This is a genomic window from Rossellomorea sp. NS-SX7, from assembly GCF_052828565.1.
Map to the genome: position 1 here is coordinate 1311309 of NZ_CM128249.1, position 15996 is coordinate 1327304.

Here is a 15996-nt window from a genome sequence, read left to right on the forward strand (position 1 = left end):
TCTGAGCAAAGCCCCTCCGCTTTTCTTAATTGTTCATGAACTTGTCATTAGCTTACATTGAAGTGGGGGATGGTTGACAGTATAATGGTGGTATAGGTTTAAAAGTGAAATGAGGTGAGGAAATGCCGTTGGGTATATTCGGTTTTATGGCTTTGTGGAGCCCGTTTTTTATTTTGACATTGGTATTTATTACAGTTGTTTATTTTTTGATTACTGTAAAGTGGAGAAGCAGCTTCATGGAAAATTCTCCGCTGACTCGAAAAGAAGCAGCTTATTTTATATTGGCAATGATCCTTTTATACGCAATTAAAGGCTCGCCTGTTGAAGTAATGAGCACGATCTTATTTTCTGCGCATATGACTCAGATGGCTCTTCTCTATTTAGTTGTTACACCGCTTATCATCATGGGGATACCCAATTGGGTGTGGAAGGCAGCGATCAACCTGCCGGTTGTCAAACCGTTATTTAAATTTATGACAATGCCTTTAATCTCGCTGCTAACGTTTAATATCGTTTTTTCCATCTATCATATTCCATTGGTATTCGATAATGTAAGAACGGATGTAACTCTTCATGGTTTAGCTACAGTTATCCTGTTCATGCTATCTGTCTTCATGTGGTGGCCGTTGTTGAATCCAGCTGATGAAGACATCGATTTAAGCGGCTTAAAAAGGATCGGCTACATATTGGGGAGTGCGGTATTGTTAACTCCGGCATGTGGATTGATTATCTTTGCAGAAAACCCTTTGTATGCACCTTACTATGATCCGGAGGAGTTTCTGAAAGCCTTAGCTCTTTGTGTTCCGGTTGATACTTTGCAAGGTCTGACGTTAACAGGTCCAGAGTTATTCACATCGATGTCCACGGTAAATGATCAGCAGCTTGGCGGAGTGATCATGAAAATCATCCAGGAAATTGTTTTCGGTGTCATGTTATTCAATCTTTTCTTTCAGTGGTATCGAAAGGATATGGAGAAGCAGGAAAAACTTTCGTATGAACCGGCTGTTGATCCATCTCCTACAAAATGAAGATAAATCGTGCAGGGATAGCTTGCTGCCATTCCTGCCGTATCTAGAATAATTACAGAAAAGTGAGGACTAGTAATGGGTGTACCAATTTTACCTACGATCAGTACCAGCTTCATTGTCTTAAGTGCTATTACTGTCGCAATTGGCTGGTGGCAAATTAAACAGAGAAAAATTGAACAGCATCAGGGGACGATGACCCTGGCTGGAATTTTTGCACTGATTTTCTTTATCATTTATGCAAGCAGAACCATTTTCATCGGGAATACATCTTTTGGCGGACCTGATGATATTAAGATTTATTATACGATATTCTTGATCTTCCATATCACTCTTGCCACAATAGGCGCAGTATTCGGTTTAATGAGTTTATGGACGGGATATAAAGAAAAGTTGGCAAGACACAGAAAGCTTGGCCCCATCACCAGTATGATATGGTTTTTCACTGCCATTACAGGAGTGGCTGTATACCTGCTTCTGTACGTGATTTATGAAGGCGGGGAAACCACATCTGTCATAAAAGCAATACTCGGGAACTGAGATTAAGAGTCCGTATAAGAAATTTCTTATACGGACTTTTTTTGTTTAGGGAAAGGAATCTCCCATTACCTGTCGAATAAACAATTGAGAAAGGGGAGATCAAAAGGTGCAGCCTACTATAACTAAGTTGAAACAGTCTCATTATGAGGATTCTTTGCAGTTATCTGAATATGCGTTCCAATATAAAGTACCTGCTGAAAAAAGAGAAAATAGACTTGAACAGTTAAAAAAACAGGATGTCTACTGTATATTCAATGATGATGCACTGGCAGCGAAGCTTCATCTATTATCTTTGGAAATCTGGTTAGGGAAGACGAAATTTTCAATGGGCGGAATAGCAGGAGTAGCAACATATCCTGAATATAGAAGAAAAGGATTTGTCAGATCCTTACTGTCTCATTCATTGGAAGAAATGAAGAATAAAGGTCAATCTCTATCCATGCTTCATCCTTTTGACATTGAATTCTATAGGAAATTCGGTTGGGAGGTATTTGCTTATTTTGATAAGCTTCATTTAAAAAAGAAGGATTTACAGCCTTTGACAGGGACAAATGGCCAAGTTAAGAGATTCTCTAAAGATTCTTACCCGGAAGAACTTCATGACCTGTATGAGAAATATGCTCATAGACACAATGGGATGCTTGCCCGTACAAAGGAATGGTGGAAAGAAAGAAGCATCACTGACTTATGGATTGCAGTTTATTATAATGAAGATCGGGTTCCGCAGGGGTATTTGACCTATGAGGTTAAAAATGAAAAATTGAAGGTTGAAGAATTCGTTCCACTAACTGCCGAGGCGAGATATGGGCTATGGAACTTCATCTGTCAGCATGATTCGATGATCAATGAGGCAGAACTGGTTTTAAATCCGAGAGAGCCACTTCCATTTTTGCTCAAGGATCCCCGGGTTAAAGTTGAAAAACAACCGTATTTTATGAGTAGAATAGTAGACGTAGGGCGATTTTTGGAGGATTATCTAAGGAATATTGAGTTTAATGACACTGTACATATATCCCTTACGGATCATACCGCGGACTGGAACAACCGTACATTTAAAGTTGATAGCAGGGGCGTAACGGAAAGTAAAGCATATGAGAATGATGTAAAAATGACCATAAACACATTTACTGCAATCATTTTCGGAGTGCACACGCCTCTTTCGCTTCTCGAAATGGGACAGATTGAAGGGAAGCGGGTGGATGTCGTTAAGCTCGAAAAGCTTACACAGAAGGTAAGCCCGTTTTTCTATGATTTCTTCTGAGCCTTATAGAAAAGGACTACCGGTTTACCGGTAGTCCTCTTTACGTTACACCTTGAAATTTGTTTTGATAATGCCCGCTTCTTTTGCTGAATTAAAGACGATTAATAAAAGTGGGCCGATGATGAAACCGAGGACCCCAAACAGCTTCAGGCCGAGATACATGGCAATCAGAGTAGCCAGCGGAGAAAGTCCTATATGTGTACCCATAACTTTTGGTTCCACAGTTCTCCTGATAATCAGAAGAATCGCTGCCAATACAGCGAGCTGTGTACCCAGGGCGATATTACCGGTGATTAGATGGAACATCGCCCATGGTCCAAGAACGACAATGGAACCGATCAAAGGGATGAAATCAATGATCCAGATAACGAGAGACATCACGATCGCCACTTCAGGCGAGATAAAAAGCAATCCGATCAATGAGACAAGAAAGATGATGACACTCACTAGAAACTGTGCTTTAAAGAAGCCAAAGATAACATAAGAAAGCCTGGATGTCATGAAATTGACTTTCTCTGCCGTCCGTTCAGTCAGGTGATTGAAAATGCTCTGTTTAATACCCGGTAAATCCAGCATAAACAAAAATAGGGCGATTAAATAAACGAGAAAGCTCACGAGGTAGCTTGGAATATAAGATAAAAAGGCGCTGATCTTTTCTATATTTAACGAATTTAGTATCTTTGTCTTTACTGAGTTTAAGAAATTCTGAACTTCTTCACTAAATCCGGTCACAACTTCATTGGGCAGATCTTCAGTTGCACTCAAAAGTCTTTCCTCGTAATCCAGCCATATGTCACTTAGTTGATTAATATATTTTGGTGTATCTTCTATTAATTTAACTCCTTCTCCAACCACTTTTGTCGTAATGAAGAATGCGGATAAACCAATTAGCAACATGAAAATGATAAAAACGGGTAAGACCGCTATTTTTCTGTTGGTGGAGAATCTTCTTTGAGTGAACTTAACTGCAGGCTCTAGAAATAACGCGGTAATGAGAGCAGTAATTAAGGGGACTGATATCGGCAAAATAAAAAAAGATACTAATGCCAATATAATAATACTTAATATAATGAATAAAACTTTTCTGGTGAAGAACTTGGACAATTGAGAACCCCTTTCTGACGTTTCCTCTTACTATTTATTATATTAAAGTAGAGTAAGATTGAACAGTAGGGAAGAAGTGAATTTTGATATTTTTGAGGAGGGAGTGTAGGATCCTTGGAGGATTTGAGTAATGTATTAGTGAAGTTTCCGATTATGTTTATCGGCTATTGGTATCATCCAGCTCCGGCGGCTAGAGTCTCGAGACATAAGCTAAGCCACCCAATAAGGCAAAAAGCGCCTTTTTGGGTGGCTCATCTTATGCTTGTCGCCTCTGGGCGAGCCGCCTCCGCTTTTGGTTCATCCAGCTCCGGCAGCTAGAGTCTCGAGACATAAGCTAAGCCACCCAATAAGGCAAAAAGCGCCTTTTTGGGTGGCTCATCTTATGCTTGTCGCCTCTGGGCAAGCCGCCTCCGCTTTTGGTATCATCCAGCTCCGGCGGCTAGCCCCTCGAGGTCATAACTAAAAAATCCCCAAAGGCAAAGAGCGCCTTCAGGGATATTTTAGTTATACTTGTCGGGGCTGATCAAGCCGCCTCCGCTTTAGTTATTACCAAGCGAATTCTGTTGCTTCTTTTTTTACGTCGGCGATGAGTTTTTCACATGATGTCAGCAGATGTTTAGGGAAGTCTTCACCTTCACCGTATTCCACTCCGTGCGGGTAGTAGTGTTTGCCTAATAGCGGTGTCATGAGCTGGATGATGGCATCGTGTTTGCCGATATCCCCTTCAACAGCAAGACCTTGGATACGAAGATAGAAAACGCCTTCTCTGATTTCAAACTTACGGTCGTATGTTACCCTTTCGTAATCCCATTGTCCGGCACGTACCAGGCCGTGTGATTCCATGATGTCATCAAGACGGTTAAGATCTACTTTTAAGTTTTCAATTCCAGTTGCTTCAAAACGCATATGAGTTCCCTCCTATATTGTCTGGTGCAAGGCTCGGGTTGACAGTCATGTCCCCAGGTGCCAGTTTGCATTCTTCATGATAGAAGCATTTATATCGCTAATATGTACATTGATACAAAATGCGGTATTTCTCCTTCTTAATAATAGTGTAAAATCCTTTTTCTTGCAATGTCTTGGTGAAAGGGAATATGTCAAATTTTTAAACGGTGTATAAGTTATGGAAGAACGAGAAAAATAATCTTGATTTATATATTGGAGGAGGACTACAATGCCAAAGCTGAATGAGATCATGACAAAAGATGTAGAATCCTGCACGCTCCTGGATAATGTATATGAAGTTGCAGTGAAAATGAAAGAATATAATGTGGGTTCCATACCGATCCTGGACGGTGACAGAATCGTAGGCGTCATAACAGACAGGGACATTGTCACTCGCTGTGTGGCAGAGAAGCACCCGGCATCTTCAAAAGTTGAGGATATTATGAGTAAGGAACTGATTACCATAGGTCCGGATGCAGATGCGGCCCAGGCAGCACAGTTGATGGCGGATAAACAAATCAGAAGGCTGCCGGTAGTAGAAGGCGACCGCCTTGTCGGTGTGGTTTCTCTAGGTGACTTCGCCATCAGGGAATCTTTGGAGGCACAAGCCTCAGTAGCGCTAGAAGAAATTTCAGAATCTCACTTTAGCAACAAGCCATGTTAATACTGAAGGGGCGATTTTAAAATCATAAAAATCGCCTCTTTTTTGTTCGAGATGATTCTTATGCTCTGAAAAAACGTTATTTTGATTTGAACGAGTTAAATTTGTGGTGCGAATTCTTGCAGGAGGGGAAAGGGACTGTTTTGAAGGAGTGCAATAAAATAATTTCAAATAAAACGATTACCATTTAACTTTCTTACATATCCATCAGTTTTAGTGAAAAATAAAATATGCTATGCTTTATACAATACATAATATTTAGAAACCTTTTAAATGGTATAATAATTCTAGTATTTCAAGCATATTCTGCTAGAGAAGGCAGAGAGGAGGGAAATCTCTGAAGACGGTTTTTCGTATTGCTATTATTCTTGTATTTATCCTTTTAATAAGTATTTATCAAAGTCTTAATGATGAGAATGAACCTCTAAAAGGTCCGGACACACAGACTCTTAAAAAAGATCACGATAATCAGCTGAAACAACCGCTGGAAAAAGCCGGGGAACGGCCGGTCACCGGACTCTCCACATGGATAGGCAAAAGTACAGAAAAGGTAATTGAAGCGTTTGGGGAACCTGAAAGAATCGAACCAAGCTCTTATGGGTATGAATGGTGGGTGTATCCTATTTCCTCCAAACAATATATCCAACTGGGAGTGCACGACAATAAAGTAGTGACTCTATATACGATCGGCAACGAAGTGGATGTAACTCCATACAAGCTAGGTCAAAAACTGGAGGATATCTATCGCTTTACCATAATCGAGTCTGAAATTGTCGTAAACGATGAATCAGGATCTTATCAATTTGAATTGAATGAAGAAGACCTTAATACACGATTGTTGGTTTCTTTAGGGGATATTTATGCCCAGCTTTATTTAGATAAATTCACTGGTGAACTGATGAGTATCCGATTTTTGGACAGTTCAACTCTAATAAAAATGCACCCTTATGAAATGATGTACCGAGGAGAATTGGTTGAAGAAACGGTTCCTACAGATGAAGAATGGAAGAAAATCGATATGGCAAGTGAGCAGCAGATATTCGATATTACAAACGTGATGCGTACACAATTTGGGATTGGTGAGGTAGAATGGAATGAACAAACTGCCGAAGTAGCCAAGGGACATAGTGAAGAAATGTACAAAGAAGAATATTTTTCACATGAGTCACCTGTGTTCGGGAGCCTTTCTGACAGATTGGAAAAACAAGAAATCACCTTCAAGACTGCAGGAGAAAACATCGCTTCACAATATACGGATGCCCCTGAAGCTGTCCACGGCTGGCTGAATTCCGAAGGACACAGGAAAATCCTCCTGGAAAAAGATTTTACCGATCTTGGAGTCGGGGTTTATAAAAAATACTATACCCAGAATTTTATTGAAACGTTTTCAATTGAACAATAAAAAAAGGTTGACTCTTCAAGGACATTCCGCGTCCTCGAAACAGTCAACCTTTTTTATGTCAATCCTTCTTAATGATAAAAAATGATCCAGTGGAGTGGGCTACCACTTTACCGGCAGAATCCACAACCTTGCCGTCCACCACCATTGTTTTTGACCCTTGGTGGACGATGGTCGCACTTGCGGTCAATCCTTCACCGATACCAGGAGCGAGGTAATGAACATTTAAGTTCGTTGTGACCGCACCATAACCTTCAGGAAGCATCATATTTGCCAGTGTACCCATGGCTGTATCCACTAAGGTAGCCGTCACTCCCCCATGTACAATATGTAATGAATTATGAGTAACGGTTGTGATAGGAATACTTATAGTAAAGTTTCCAGCATCTAAACATTTGTCCATGGCAAAAATGCCGCCGATGATAGATTCATTCAGTTTATTCTGCTTCCGTTTAACTCCGTTGAGAAGCTGTCTGATACTGATTACTTCTTCTTCATCTGCCCCCTCTAAAACCTCATCCAATAATTTGTGCATTTCTTCTTGCATGTCAAACATCCTTTTCTTTACACAGCACTCATCTTATATTCTGTATGATCGTGACTGTTTAGTTTTTCACGGTAGATACTACAAATGAATTTTACTATAAAAAGGAATGTATCACCATTTTATCATTCCATCATAATCTGTAATAGGTAAATGTCCTGAGCAGGAGGTGCTGGGAATGGGAAAATCATTACACCCTAAAGTGAAAGAGTTTAAAGAGTTTGTCAGGAAGCATCCGAAGATTGTAAAAGATGTCCGCAGTGGTAATGCTAATTGGCAGGAATTATATGAAGATTGGTATTTGCTGGGGGAAGAGGATACCCGTTGGGACATATATAGGGACGAGGAAAACAAAGTTGGTGCAGATAAGGGCGAAAGCAGTAAAAATGGATGGTTCGATCACGTTGGTGAATTAGTGAAAAATATGGATGCTAATCAATTACAAAGTCATATCAATAATATCAGTGAAGTCTTGGGAACCGTCCAGGGTGTCATCAGCCAATTTCAATCCAATCCAAAAAGTTCCTCTGTGACAAATGAGACACGGTCAAAACCTTCTCATCCCTTTTCATTCAGAAAGGACTAGGGGGTTTGATTATGAGAGCAGATATTATTGAATACATTCATTCAAACGAAGAATTAAAAATGTTTTTGAGGGAAAAACCTGAATGGTATAGAAGACTGGCAAGAAATCCAAATGAACTGGAGAAATTTGAAATCGCATCAATCAACCACTTTCAAAAAACGATTCCGCATCGTGTACAAAAATTTTCGAATGGCGTCCAAATGGCATCGATGATGATCAGCATGTTTCAAAGTATGAATGAATCTGAATAGATGAAAACAGAGGGAGACAAAAGGGAAAATCAATCATCAGGTTGGTTTTCCTTTTTTATATCAGTACAAGCCGGCAGTACTGGAATCGAGAACTTTATTTTCAATGGTTATCTATGAGTAAACAATGTGCAGGATGGGGAAGGCTATGGGAAAGGAGTGGTTTCGATTATGAAAAAGCTTATTGTTTTGTCCCTATCGCTGCTGATGGTTTTATGCGGGTGTAAAGATGATATCCCGGAACCAGAAAATTTCTCTTTTGTGAAAAAGGTTCAGGCTGAAGAATCCCTTTCTGTTAAACATATTGTACAAGGAAATCAAGTGTTCATTGAATGCATCGTGCCCAATGTAACGTTCTCATCCGCAAGAAAAGGAGCTAAGAAAGGGAAAATCCTTGTTACTTCAAATACTAATGGCCTTTACAAGGAGTATCATACTGCAGCATTTGTCGTAAAGAATCTGCCAAAGGGAAATCATATATTGACGATCGAAGTAGTAAGTCCATCGAATAAATCATTTGGAATCAAAAAACAATTATATGTGACAATTCCCTAGACAAATCAACTAACAAACGGGCATTTTTTTACAGAGCATATTCGCTTCCAGTCGTAAAACGTGTTAAAATAGCGTTACGGAGGTGGGCATTATGCTTGCTACTATAGAAAGAATGGAAATTTTAGATAGTGCAGATGAACTATCTCAATGGATTTTACATTCCGATGTTGCAGAAAATTATCGGAAGTCTCTATATAAACTTCGTAACAACAACGATACGCAGACAAAGATACAAAAGTTCACTCGTATGAAAGAACGTTACGAAGAAGTACAGCGATTTGGACGCTTTCATCCTGACTATAAAACGGTCATGAAGGAAATTCGTGAACTTAAAAGGGACATGGACATGGATGACAATGTAGCTGAATTCAGGCGGGCAGAAAATGAACTTCAGGATTTATTGGACAAAGTGAGTCTGATCATAGGGCACTCCGTTTCTAAAAGCGTGAAGGTACCTTCAGGCAATCCTTTCTTTAGTGGAAGTTCATGCGGCGGAGGCTGCGGATCAGGTGGAAGCTGCGGCTGTTCAGCCTGATACGAAATATCAAGAGCTGACGATTTTTCGTCGGTTCTTTTTTTTGAGAATTTACTGTTTTAGCCTTACACAATCAACACATAAGTTGCCGCAGCAGAACATTTTTTCCTGCGGTACGTAGAAACGATGGCGGTATACGTATAAGGATGCTTGTGTCCTGAAGAATATCGTGTCAGAATGCAGTCTTTTTCCTCTCATGGCCCGTGCTGACCATTTCCTTATTAAATATTCAACCTTGCTTTTATCAAGGTCGGAATCTATATATAGAAAAGGGATTCCCGTGATCCATTTAACGTATGCATCCTGAATATCCGGTTCTGCACGAAGATACTCGATAAAATCGTTCCATATGACGTTCAGATCCATCATACCCCTCCAATCAGCCGTTAAAATAGCATTTACTTATGTACTATACCCTAAAAAAGAGAAAAAAGTTCGGTTTTGTGTGGAATTTTGATTATAGGTGGATGCTGTGTGATTGTTGCATGATCAAGCCGCCTCTGCATTTCGTATTGTCCAGCTTCGGCGGCTAGCCCCTCGAGGTCATAAGCTAAATGGTCCAAGAAGGCAAAGAACGCCTTCCCGGCCCATTCATCTTATGCTTGTCGGGGCTGATCAAGCCGCCTCCGCTTTTCGTATTGTCCAGCTTCAGGGCTTAGAGGCACATGTCATAAGTCAAACCGGCCAAGAAGGCAAAGAACGCCTTCATGGCCGATTCGCCTTATGCCACCCGCCTCTGGGCAAAGCCCTTCCGCTTTTCGTATTGTCCAGCTCCGGCGGCTAGAGGCTCGAGACATAAGCCATGCCATCCAAAAAGGCAAAGAGCGCCTTTATGGCTGCCCTGTCATATGCTTGTCGCCTCTGATCAAGCCGCCTCCGCATTTCGTATTGTCTAGCTGCAGGGCTTAGAGGCACATGTCATAAGTCAAACCGGTCAAGAAGGCAAAGAGCGCCTTCATGGCCGGTTCGCCTTATGCCACCCGCCTCTGAGCAAAGCCCTTCCGCATTTCATATTGCTTATTCCCATATTTTTGTGCTAGACTTAAAAAAAAGTGATTCCTAGAGGGGAAACTGTATGTTGACGCAAAGACAAGGTTTAGTTGTTTGGTTACATAGTTTAAAGCATGCAAAGTCTTTGAGACGATTTGGGAATGTACACTATGTATCAAAAAAAATGAAATACGTTGTATTGTATTGTAATCAGGACGATATCGATTCAGTCATGGACCGAATCAATTCTTATTCTTATGTTAAAAAAGTGGATCCTTCCTATAAACCTTTTATTAAATCAGTGTTTGAGAATTCCAGACCTGATAAGGCGAAGGAATATGATTATAAGATGGGATTTTAAAAAAAGCTGCCAAACGATTGTTGTTGGCAGCTTTTTTCTTATGTTTTAGCTTGTCATTGCAAGGGTAAAATATAGTGATTCAATCTTAAAATGGCAATTAAGTGCTGATAATACAAATCTTTTTCTGGAAATAATGTGGATGGTTTTACATCAAGTTGAATGATTGTCTTTTCAACTTCTTCTGCTGTCTGTTGGAAAAGGGAATAACGCTTATTTTCCATCATATTTGGATTGGGAACCCCTTCACGGCAAACGTATATAGCCTGAAATTTACCTTCTGCTGTCGGCTTCATCACGACGCAAAGAGACGTAACCGGCCGTTCTTTTACAATCGTATGAAATGCCATCATGTGCTGGACTCTTTCTTTATTGTATCTTGCCAGTTCCATCAATTCATAAATATCGGATAATCCCTCACCTAATTCGATAAAACGCTGAATCATGTTCTAACTCCTTTTATTTACGTATTTTATCAATTCCTTATTATTTCAAACATAGTATGAGAAGTAAAGAAGATATGAGGGGTGATCATATGTTATGGGTATTCATATGTATGGTGGTTTGTTTAACAGTTTCTTATATCATTTCCATGAAGAAGAAAGAAAAAGAGGTTGTCTTGAAGAATGTTGATGCATTTGTCGTAACGGCCATCCTTTCAACCTTGGCTGCTCATGGAGTGATTTCATTCCTTGAAGAGAAGGAGCTTGAAGCTGAGAACTTGATTGGTTTAAAAGAGCACCTTTTGGACACATATGGGATTGGAGAGCTGGAATGGGATGAATTGGTTAGTGATCATCTGGAAAGCGGCAGTCCTTTTATTGAAAGTAAGGATTTAGACATGGGATGATTGTAACGAATATGTTGAAACTTTCACGTACTTACTATATAACCCTTTTGTAAAATCTGATATCTTAATAATAAGATCAATCAAAGGGGTACCAAGATGCGACGAATCATTCTTTCATTTACTTTCGTCATGGTGTTGGCGATTGCAGGAATCCTTTTTTTTCAGTGGAACGGATTTTTATCAGGCAGTGCCGAAGTATCACGAATATCTGAAGTGAACCAGACATTTACGATCAAACATATGGGGAACGGTTTTTTTATTACCCAAGAGGTTCATTTCGTTTCAGGCAATCAGAAGGAAATGAAAATTGGCTGGCCAGAAAATGCTACGAATTTTGAGTGCGTGGATGAAGACGGTGATCGTTGTTTGTCTAAAGAACATGGAGAATTTTCTATAAAGGTCAAAGAGGAAGAAAACGAAAAGCTGACAATCACATATAAACTTGAAAGACAATTGGCTAAGGGTAACCTGCTATTAAGGGATTGGTATCCTGTACTATCCTCTGCGATACCTGTGAAAACAACGATTAACATCATTGAAGAAACAGCCAGGCATGCTGCCTGGATATCAGGGTATAAAGACAGTAAACATGAAGAAATGGATTTTATCGATTATTATTCCTTTAACGGATCTGGACTTCCGTCGGATTTACTTCTTTACTCAGGTGAACTGAATCTGTATGAAGATGAGAGAGTGAGAGTCTATTCAAAGGAAAAAACAAATTACAACATGGGGGAAGCTGAATATAGTGATTCCGGTTTCGTTACGGTAGTCATAGATGACGGTATACCTGCCCATGAAACGGAGAATCTTCTGATCATGGGCAAAGATCAATCCCAATCTATATTAATGCAAAAGGTGAATTGGGGATTAAAACAGCAGAAATATTCTGCCTCCTATCAGGAAAGCTGGCTAAAAGAGTTTATGGCAAGTATGATCATGAAATCTCCTCAAGGATCTCCAAAAGCACTGAAGGTTTATCAAGAATTGGAAAATGGACTGACAGTAAATCAATTTGCCGCCTTTAGACAACTTTTGATGGAGGAGAGAAGCACGATGATTCAGGCGGGACGAATGGATGTTCTGTTGAAGCAGGCAACTAATTTCACGTCATCCTACATAACTGAAATGACCAAACATAAAGGGAAAGAGATTCCGTTTGTCTTAAAGGCATCACAGACTGTAATTCTGAATGGTAAGCCATTAAATGGTGCAGACCTGATTCAATATAAAAGAGATGAACTGATCTCTATGACTGAGGTGCTGCAGGCAGCTGGTATAGAGTTTAAGTACCTTCAGGAGGGCATCATATATTCGATTAAGGGGGGTAATTCGTATCGGTTCTTTATCGATAAAGATTATTTTATCATTAACGAAGAAAATTACGGACTGCTGACAAAACCGGTCCAGAGAATAGGCGGCACTGTGTTTATGGATGTGGAATGGCTTGAAAAACTGTTTAAGATGGAAATTGAGCGGACAAGTACCAATATCAACATACAAACAAACGAAACATAAAAAGCCCTGCAGAATTTTCTGCAGGGTCCTTCTATATCCATTTCTGGAAAGAAGGCAAAGGGAGAGGAGAAACCGGAGGAAGAACTTATGGGGAAACGTAAGTCTTCTCCGCGGTTGGCAACAACATCAATTAGGATGTTGTTACTTCCATTATCACCTAACAATATGATTTTATACATTTTAAGGATAATTTCCTGAAGTGGCGGATGCTGTAGATTTGTGTTAGGATAATGAGGAAAAATACATATATGGTGGATGATTATGAGAGTAATAGCAGGAACTTTAAAAGGAAGGCCGCTAAAAGCCGTTCCGGGAAGCGGGACACGGCCGACCACAGATAAAGTGAAAGAGTCAATATTTAACATGCTGGGACCCTTTTTTGAGGGCGGGATCGGTCTGGATCTATTTGCAGGCAGCGGCGGACTGGGAATAGAATCATTAAGCCGGGGGCTCGATAAGGTAATCTTTGTCGACAAAGATTCAAAGGCGCTGCAAACCATTAAGGCCAATCTGAAAGAATGCGGCTTGATGGATCACAGTGAAGTGTATCGAAATGACGCTGGCAGGGCACTTAAAGCAATTGTAAAAAGAGAGATTACGTTTGACTATATCTTTTTGGACCCTCCTTATAAACAGAAAAAGCTGGAAGAACTGCTGGCATACATCGACGAAAATAACCTTTTAAATGAAAACGGTTACGTCATGTGCGAATATAGCTCAGAAAGCACACCTGTGAATGTCATAGGCCGGCTGCATAAAGTGAAAGAAGAAAGCTATGGGATTATCGGTATTTCGATTTATACATATCAGGAAGATGCACTCTAAAGATTGCTTTAAATATCAACATGAGAGTATAAACCGCTAGTTAAAACCTGATTGGAGCGGAAATGCATTTAAAAGCATATTTTCTAGAAACAATCCAGTCAAAACAACGAAAAATGCAGACACTTGGGGGTAAGATGATCATGACGAGTATCGCAGTTTGTCCGGGGAGTTTTGATCCCATTACATACGGACACCTAGATATCATTACAAGAGGGGCTAAGGTTTTTGATCAAATTTATGTAGTGGTACTGAATAACTCTTCGAAAAAACCTTTATTTTCAGTTGAAGAAAGAATCGAACTGATTCGTGAATCCACAAAAGACATTCCAAATGTTGTTGTCGATTCATTTCAAGGTCTTCTTGTGGACTATGCCAAGAGCGTAAAAGCAAGTGCCATCATCAGAGGCTTAAGAGCTGTGTCGGATTTTGAATATGAAATGCAGATCACATCCATGAACAGAGTACTGGAAGAAGACATTGAAACGTTCTTTATCATGACGAATAATCAATATTCCTTCTTGAGCTCCAGTATAGTCAAGGAAGTAGCAAAGTACGGTGGGAACATTTCTGAATTGGTCCCTCTTCCGGTAAAGGAAGCACTGAAAGATAAATATACAGTGAAAGAATAAGAGAAGGGCTGTTCTGGTGCATTTTGTCACAGAGCAGCCCTTTTGGGTTAATCGAAATGGTTAAACATTCTTCTGCTGTAAATCAGAATATAAACAAGCAAGCTTACAATGGTTATAAGGGGACCGGCTGTTTTCAGCCAATAGATGATTTCATTCCAGATATAGGCGTTCTGTTGTGAGAATACCGGTATGGCATTCGAAAGCTGTTCATCTGAAAACCGCTCATAAACAGGCTTCCAAATGATGATTGTCGCTATCGATGCGGCAGCGCCATGAAGAAACCTGGCGTAAAAGAAGGGCTGAAAACGAATATCCGTCTGCGCAAGAATGCTGGCAACCTGTGCTTGAACACTGAAGCCTGAAAAGCCTAAGATAAAACTGGTGATGATAGCCTGATGCAGCAATGTAGCTTCTGTCACTCCGCTTGTCATTTTGGATCCAAGAGTGATTTCAAATAAACCTGAAATGAAAGGGATGCTTAATTGTTCAGTTAAATGAACAAGGTGGAACAATGTTGAAAATCCGGCAGCAACAAAGGTCGTTATATGAAGGTGATACAACATTTTGTTAATGACCGAGAATAGGATGATAAAGCCGCCTATCATTAATAATGTCTGGATGGATGATGTAACGGCATCTCCTAGCAGTTTTCCTATCGGCCGCTTATCTTTCAATCTGGTTTGATGAAGTGCTGAGAACGCTTCCCTAAGAAAAAATCGTTTCTTTACAGTTGATCGGTTCATTATTGTTTCGTCGTCTTTTCCCCCATAGAACCTCATCGCAAGACCCACACAAAAATTTCCTAAGTAGTGAGCGGAAGCAAGTACAATTCCGAGTGTCGCATTTTGAAAGAACCCTACTGAAACAGCTCCGAAAATAAATAAGGGATTGGAAGAGTTCGTGAATGAAACCAGTCTCTCAGCTTCAATCCTGGTCAGCTGCTTTTCCTGGCGAAGACGCGCTGTTAATTTTGCTCCTGCTGGAAAGCCGGACGCCATCCCCATAGCCCATACGAACCCGCCTACACCAGGAACACGGAATAAAGGGCGCATCATTGGTTCGAGTACCACCCCTATGAATCTTACAACGCCAAATCCTATGAGCATTTCAGAAACGATAAAAAAAGGCAGCAGAGATGGAAATACAATTTCCCACCACATATCCAGCCCCCTGATCGAAGCCTCCAAGGATTCATCAGGCATAAGAATCAATGCTGCAGCAAATATTGTCACACTTGCCGATAAGACCAAAGTTTTCAATTTCGACTTCAACAACCCAATGTCCTCCTCACAAACCATACTATGTCAATTTCTTGTGAAACACAGAAAGAATGATAAAATGAGAGTAACTTCTACTTGTCCTCATATTAATCAATATACTCATACATATTAGAAATAGACCATATGATGAATTGAACCGCAAA

At 40.2% G+C, this 15996-nt stretch carries 20 protein-coding genes; 14 read left to right on the top strand and 6 right to left on the bottom strand.

The features are described from left to right. Positions 1-122 precede the first annotated feature (122 nt). From ctaG to ACUXV2_RS06415, 3 genes are all read left to right on the top strand, one after another. On the top strand, positions 123-1028 hold the full coding sequence (gene ctaG / locus ACUXV2_RS06405) for a cytochrome c oxidase assembly factor CtaG (protein ID WP_446246207.1): 906 nt from the start codon (positions 123-125) through the stop codon (positions 1026-1028). Positions 1029-1103: 75 nt separating this feature from the next. Further along, on the top strand, positions 1104-1565 hold the full coding sequence (locus ACUXV2_RS06410) for a DUF420 domain-containing protein (protein ID WP_446246208.1): 462 nt from the start codon (positions 1104-1106) through the stop codon (positions 1563-1565). A 106-nt stretch (positions 1566-1671) separates the two neighbouring features. Further along, entirely contained in the window at positions 1672-2826 is a 1155-nt protein-coding gene (locus ACUXV2_RS06415) for a GNAT family N-acetyltransferase (RefSeq protein WP_446246209.1), read from the top strand. A gap of 45 nt (positions 2827-2871) precedes the next feature. Here ACUXV2_RS06415 and ytvI read toward each other — a convergent pair whose 3' ends face one another. Both ytvI and ACUXV2_RS06425 read right to left on the bottom strand, forming a co-directional pair. Next, the gene (gene ytvI / locus ACUXV2_RS06420) at positions 2872-3930 is read right to left on the bottom strand and encodes a sporulation integral membrane protein YtvI (RefSeq protein WP_446246210.1); all 1059 of its coding nucleotides are present in this window, start codon (positions 3928-3930) and stop codon (positions 2872-2874) included. Positions 3931-4476: 546 nt separating this feature from the next. Then, on the bottom strand, positions 4477-4836 hold the full coding sequence (locus tag ACUXV2_RS06425; protein ID WP_446246211.1) for a YugN family protein: 360 nt from the start codon (positions 4834-4836) through the stop codon (positions 4477-4479). A gap of 268 nt (positions 4837-5104) precedes the next feature. Between ACUXV2_RS06425 and ACUXV2_RS06430 the strand changes: the two genes are divergently transcribed. Beyond that, complete coding sequence (locus ACUXV2_RS06430; protein ID WP_446246212.1) at positions 5105-5539, top strand: CBS domain-containing protein; 435 nt, start codon at positions 5105-5107, stop codon at positions 5537-5539. A gap of 526 nt (positions 5540-6065) precedes the next feature. After that, a complete protein-coding gene (locus ACUXV2_RS06435; RefSeq protein WP_446247008.1) occupies positions 6066-6938 on the top strand; it encodes a CAP domain-containing protein in 873 nt (290 codons plus the stop codon). A 58-nt stretch (positions 6939-6996) separates the two neighbouring features. Here the strand turns inward: ACUXV2_RS06435 and ACUXV2_RS06440 are convergent, their stop codons facing one another. Beyond that, complete coding sequence (locus ACUXV2_RS06440; RefSeq protein WP_446246213.1) at positions 6997-7482, bottom strand: PaaI family thioesterase; 486 nt, start codon at positions 7480-7482, stop codon at positions 6997-6999. A gap of 175 nt (positions 7483-7657) precedes the next feature. On the opposite strand from ACUXV2_RS06440, the gene ACUXV2_RS06445 reads away from it, so the two are divergent. The 4 genes from ACUXV2_RS06445 to ACUXV2_RS06460 all read left to right on the top strand — a co-directional run bounded on the left by ACUXV2_RS06445 (position 7658) and on the right by ACUXV2_RS06460 (position 9403). Further along, positions 7658-8065, top strand: coding sequence for a YlbD family protein (locus tag ACUXV2_RS06445; protein WP_446246214.1), 408 nt, complete (start codon positions 7658-7660; stop codon positions 8063-8065). Positions 8066-8076: 11 nt separating this feature from the next. Beyond that, positions 8077-8316: a YlbE-like family protein gene (locus ACUXV2_RS06450; RefSeq protein ID WP_446246215.1), complete on the top strand. Its 240-nt coding sequence runs from the start codon at positions 8077-8079 to the stop codon at positions 8314-8316. 168 nt (positions 8317-8484) lie between these two features. Beyond that, on the top strand, positions 8485-8868 hold the full coding sequence (locus ACUXV2_RS06455; protein ID WP_446246216.1) for a hypothetical protein: 384 nt from the start codon (positions 8485-8487) through the stop codon (positions 8866-8868). Between the two features lie 91 nt (positions 8869-8959). After that, positions 8960-9403, top strand: a complete 444-nt coding sequence (locus ACUXV2_RS06460; protein ID WP_446246217.1) for a YlbF family regulator — start codon at positions 8960-8962, stop codon at positions 9401-9403. Between the two features lie 51 nt (positions 9404-9454). On the opposite strand, the gene ACUXV2_RS06465 is transcribed toward ACUXV2_RS06460, so the two are convergent. After that, entirely contained in the window at positions 9455-9769 is a 315-nt protein-coding gene (locus tag ACUXV2_RS06465) for a hypothetical protein (RefSeq protein WP_446246218.1), read from the bottom strand. A gap of 709 nt (positions 9770-10478) precedes the next feature. On the opposite strand from ACUXV2_RS06465, the gene ACUXV2_RS06470 reads away from it, so the two are divergent. Next, positions 10479-10754: a YlbG family protein gene (locus tag ACUXV2_RS06470; RefSeq protein WP_446246219.1), complete on the top strand. Its 276-nt coding sequence runs from the start codon at positions 10479-10481 to the stop codon at positions 10752-10754. A 53-nt stretch (positions 10755-10807) separates the two neighbouring features. Here ACUXV2_RS06470 and ACUXV2_RS06475 read toward each other — a convergent pair whose 3' ends face one another. Continuing rightward, positions 10808-11197: a DUF7147 family protein gene (locus ACUXV2_RS06475; RefSeq protein ID WP_446246220.1), complete on the bottom strand. Its 390-nt coding sequence runs from the start codon at positions 11195-11197 to the stop codon at positions 10808-10810. Between the two features lie 89 nt (positions 11198-11286). On the opposite strand from ACUXV2_RS06475, the gene ACUXV2_RS06480 reads away from it, so the two are divergent. From ACUXV2_RS06480 to coaD, 4 genes are all read left to right on the top strand, one after another. After that, on the top strand, positions 11287-11601 hold the full coding sequence (locus ACUXV2_RS06480; protein WP_446246221.1) for a hypothetical protein: 315 nt from the start codon (positions 11287-11289) through the stop codon (positions 11599-11601). A gap of 96 nt (positions 11602-11697) precedes the next feature. Continuing rightward, the gene (locus ACUXV2_RS06485) at positions 11698-13119 is read left to right on the top strand and encodes a hypothetical protein (RefSeq protein ID WP_446246222.1); all 1422 of its coding nucleotides are present in this window, start codon (positions 11698-11700) and stop codon (positions 13117-13119) included. Positions 13120-13380: 261 nt separating this feature from the next. Then, a complete protein-coding gene (rsmD, locus tag ACUXV2_RS06490; RefSeq protein WP_446246223.1) occupies positions 13381-13944 on the top strand; it encodes a 16S rRNA (guanine(966)-N(2))-methyltransferase RsmD in 564 nt (187 codons plus the stop codon). 140 nt (positions 13945-14084) lie between these two features. Continuing rightward, positions 14085-14573 (top strand): pantetheine-phosphate adenylyltransferase, encoded by a 489-nt coding sequence (gene coaD / locus ACUXV2_RS06495; RefSeq protein WP_446246224.1) that lies wholly within the window; start codon positions 14085-14087, stop codon positions 14571-14573. Between the two features lie 47 nt (positions 14574-14620). On the opposite strand, the gene ylbJ is transcribed toward coaD, so the two are convergent. Further along, positions 14621-15847 carry a sporulation integral membrane protein YlbJ gene (gene ylbJ, locus ACUXV2_RS06500; RefSeq protein ID WP_446246225.1) on the bottom strand — a complete coding sequence of 409 codons (1227 nt, stop codon included), beginning with the start codon at positions 15845-15847 and terminating at the stop codon, positions 14621-14623. Positions 15848-15996: the final 149 nt, after the last annotated feature.

Coding starts and splice junctions, on each gene's coding strand:
- ctaG (WP_446246207.1), top strand. CDS start 123: ATGCCGTTGGGTATATTCGGTTTTATGGCTTTGTGGAGCCCGTTTTTT.
- ACUXV2_RS06410 (WP_446246208.1), top strand. CDS start 1,104: ATGGGTGTACCAATTTTACCTACGATCAGTACCAGCTTCATTGTCTTA.
- ACUXV2_RS06425 (WP_446246211.1), bottom strand. CDS start 4,836: ATGCGTTTTGAAGCAACTGGAATTGAAAACTTAAAAGTAGATCTTAAC.
- ACUXV2_RS06430 (WP_446246212.1), top strand. CDS start 5,105: ATGCCAAAGCTGAATGAGATCATGACAAAAGATGTAGAATCCTGCACG.
- ACUXV2_RS06440 (WP_446246213.1), bottom strand. CDS start 7,482: ATGCAAGAAGAAATGCACAAATTATTGGATGAGGTTTTAGAGGGGGCA.
- ACUXV2_RS06445 (WP_446246214.1), top strand. CDS start 7,658: ATGGGAAAATCATTACACCCTAAAGTGAAAGAGTTTAAAGAGTTTGTC.
- ACUXV2_RS06450 (WP_446246215.1), top strand. CDS start 8,077: ATGAGAGCAGATATTATTGAATACATTCATTCAAACGAAGAATTAAAA.
- ACUXV2_RS06455 (WP_446246216.1), top strand. CDS start 8,485: ATGAAAAAGCTTATTGTTTTGTCCCTATCGCTGCTGATGGTTTTATGC.
- ACUXV2_RS06460 (WP_446246217.1), top strand. CDS start 8,960: ATGCTTGCTACTATAGAAAGAATGGAAATTTTAGATAGTGCAGATGAA.
- ACUXV2_RS06465 (WP_446246218.1), bottom strand. CDS start 9,769: ATGGATCTGAACGTCATATGGAACGATTTTATCGAGTATCTTCGTGCA.
- ACUXV2_RS06470 (WP_446246219.1), top strand. CDS start 10,479: ATGTTGACGCAAAGACAAGGTTTAGTTGTTTGGTTACATAGTTTAAAG.
- ACUXV2_RS06475 (WP_446246220.1), bottom strand. CDS start 11,197: ATGATTCAGCGTTTTATCGAATTAGGTGAGGGATTATCCGATATTTAT.
- ACUXV2_RS06480 (WP_446246221.1), top strand. CDS start 11,287: ATGTTATGGGTATTCATATGTATGGTGGTTTGTTTAACAGTTTCTTAT.
- ACUXV2_RS06485 (WP_446246222.1), top strand. CDS start 11,698: ATGCGACGAATCATTCTTTCATTTACTTTCGTCATGGTGTTGGCGATT.
- rsmD (WP_446246223.1), top strand. CDS start 13,381: ATGAGAGTAATAGCAGGAACTTTAAAAGGAAGGCCGCTAAAAGCCGTT.
- coaD (WP_446246224.1), top strand. CDS start 14,085: ATGACGAGTATCGCAGTTTGTCCGGGGAGTTTTGATCCCATTACATAC.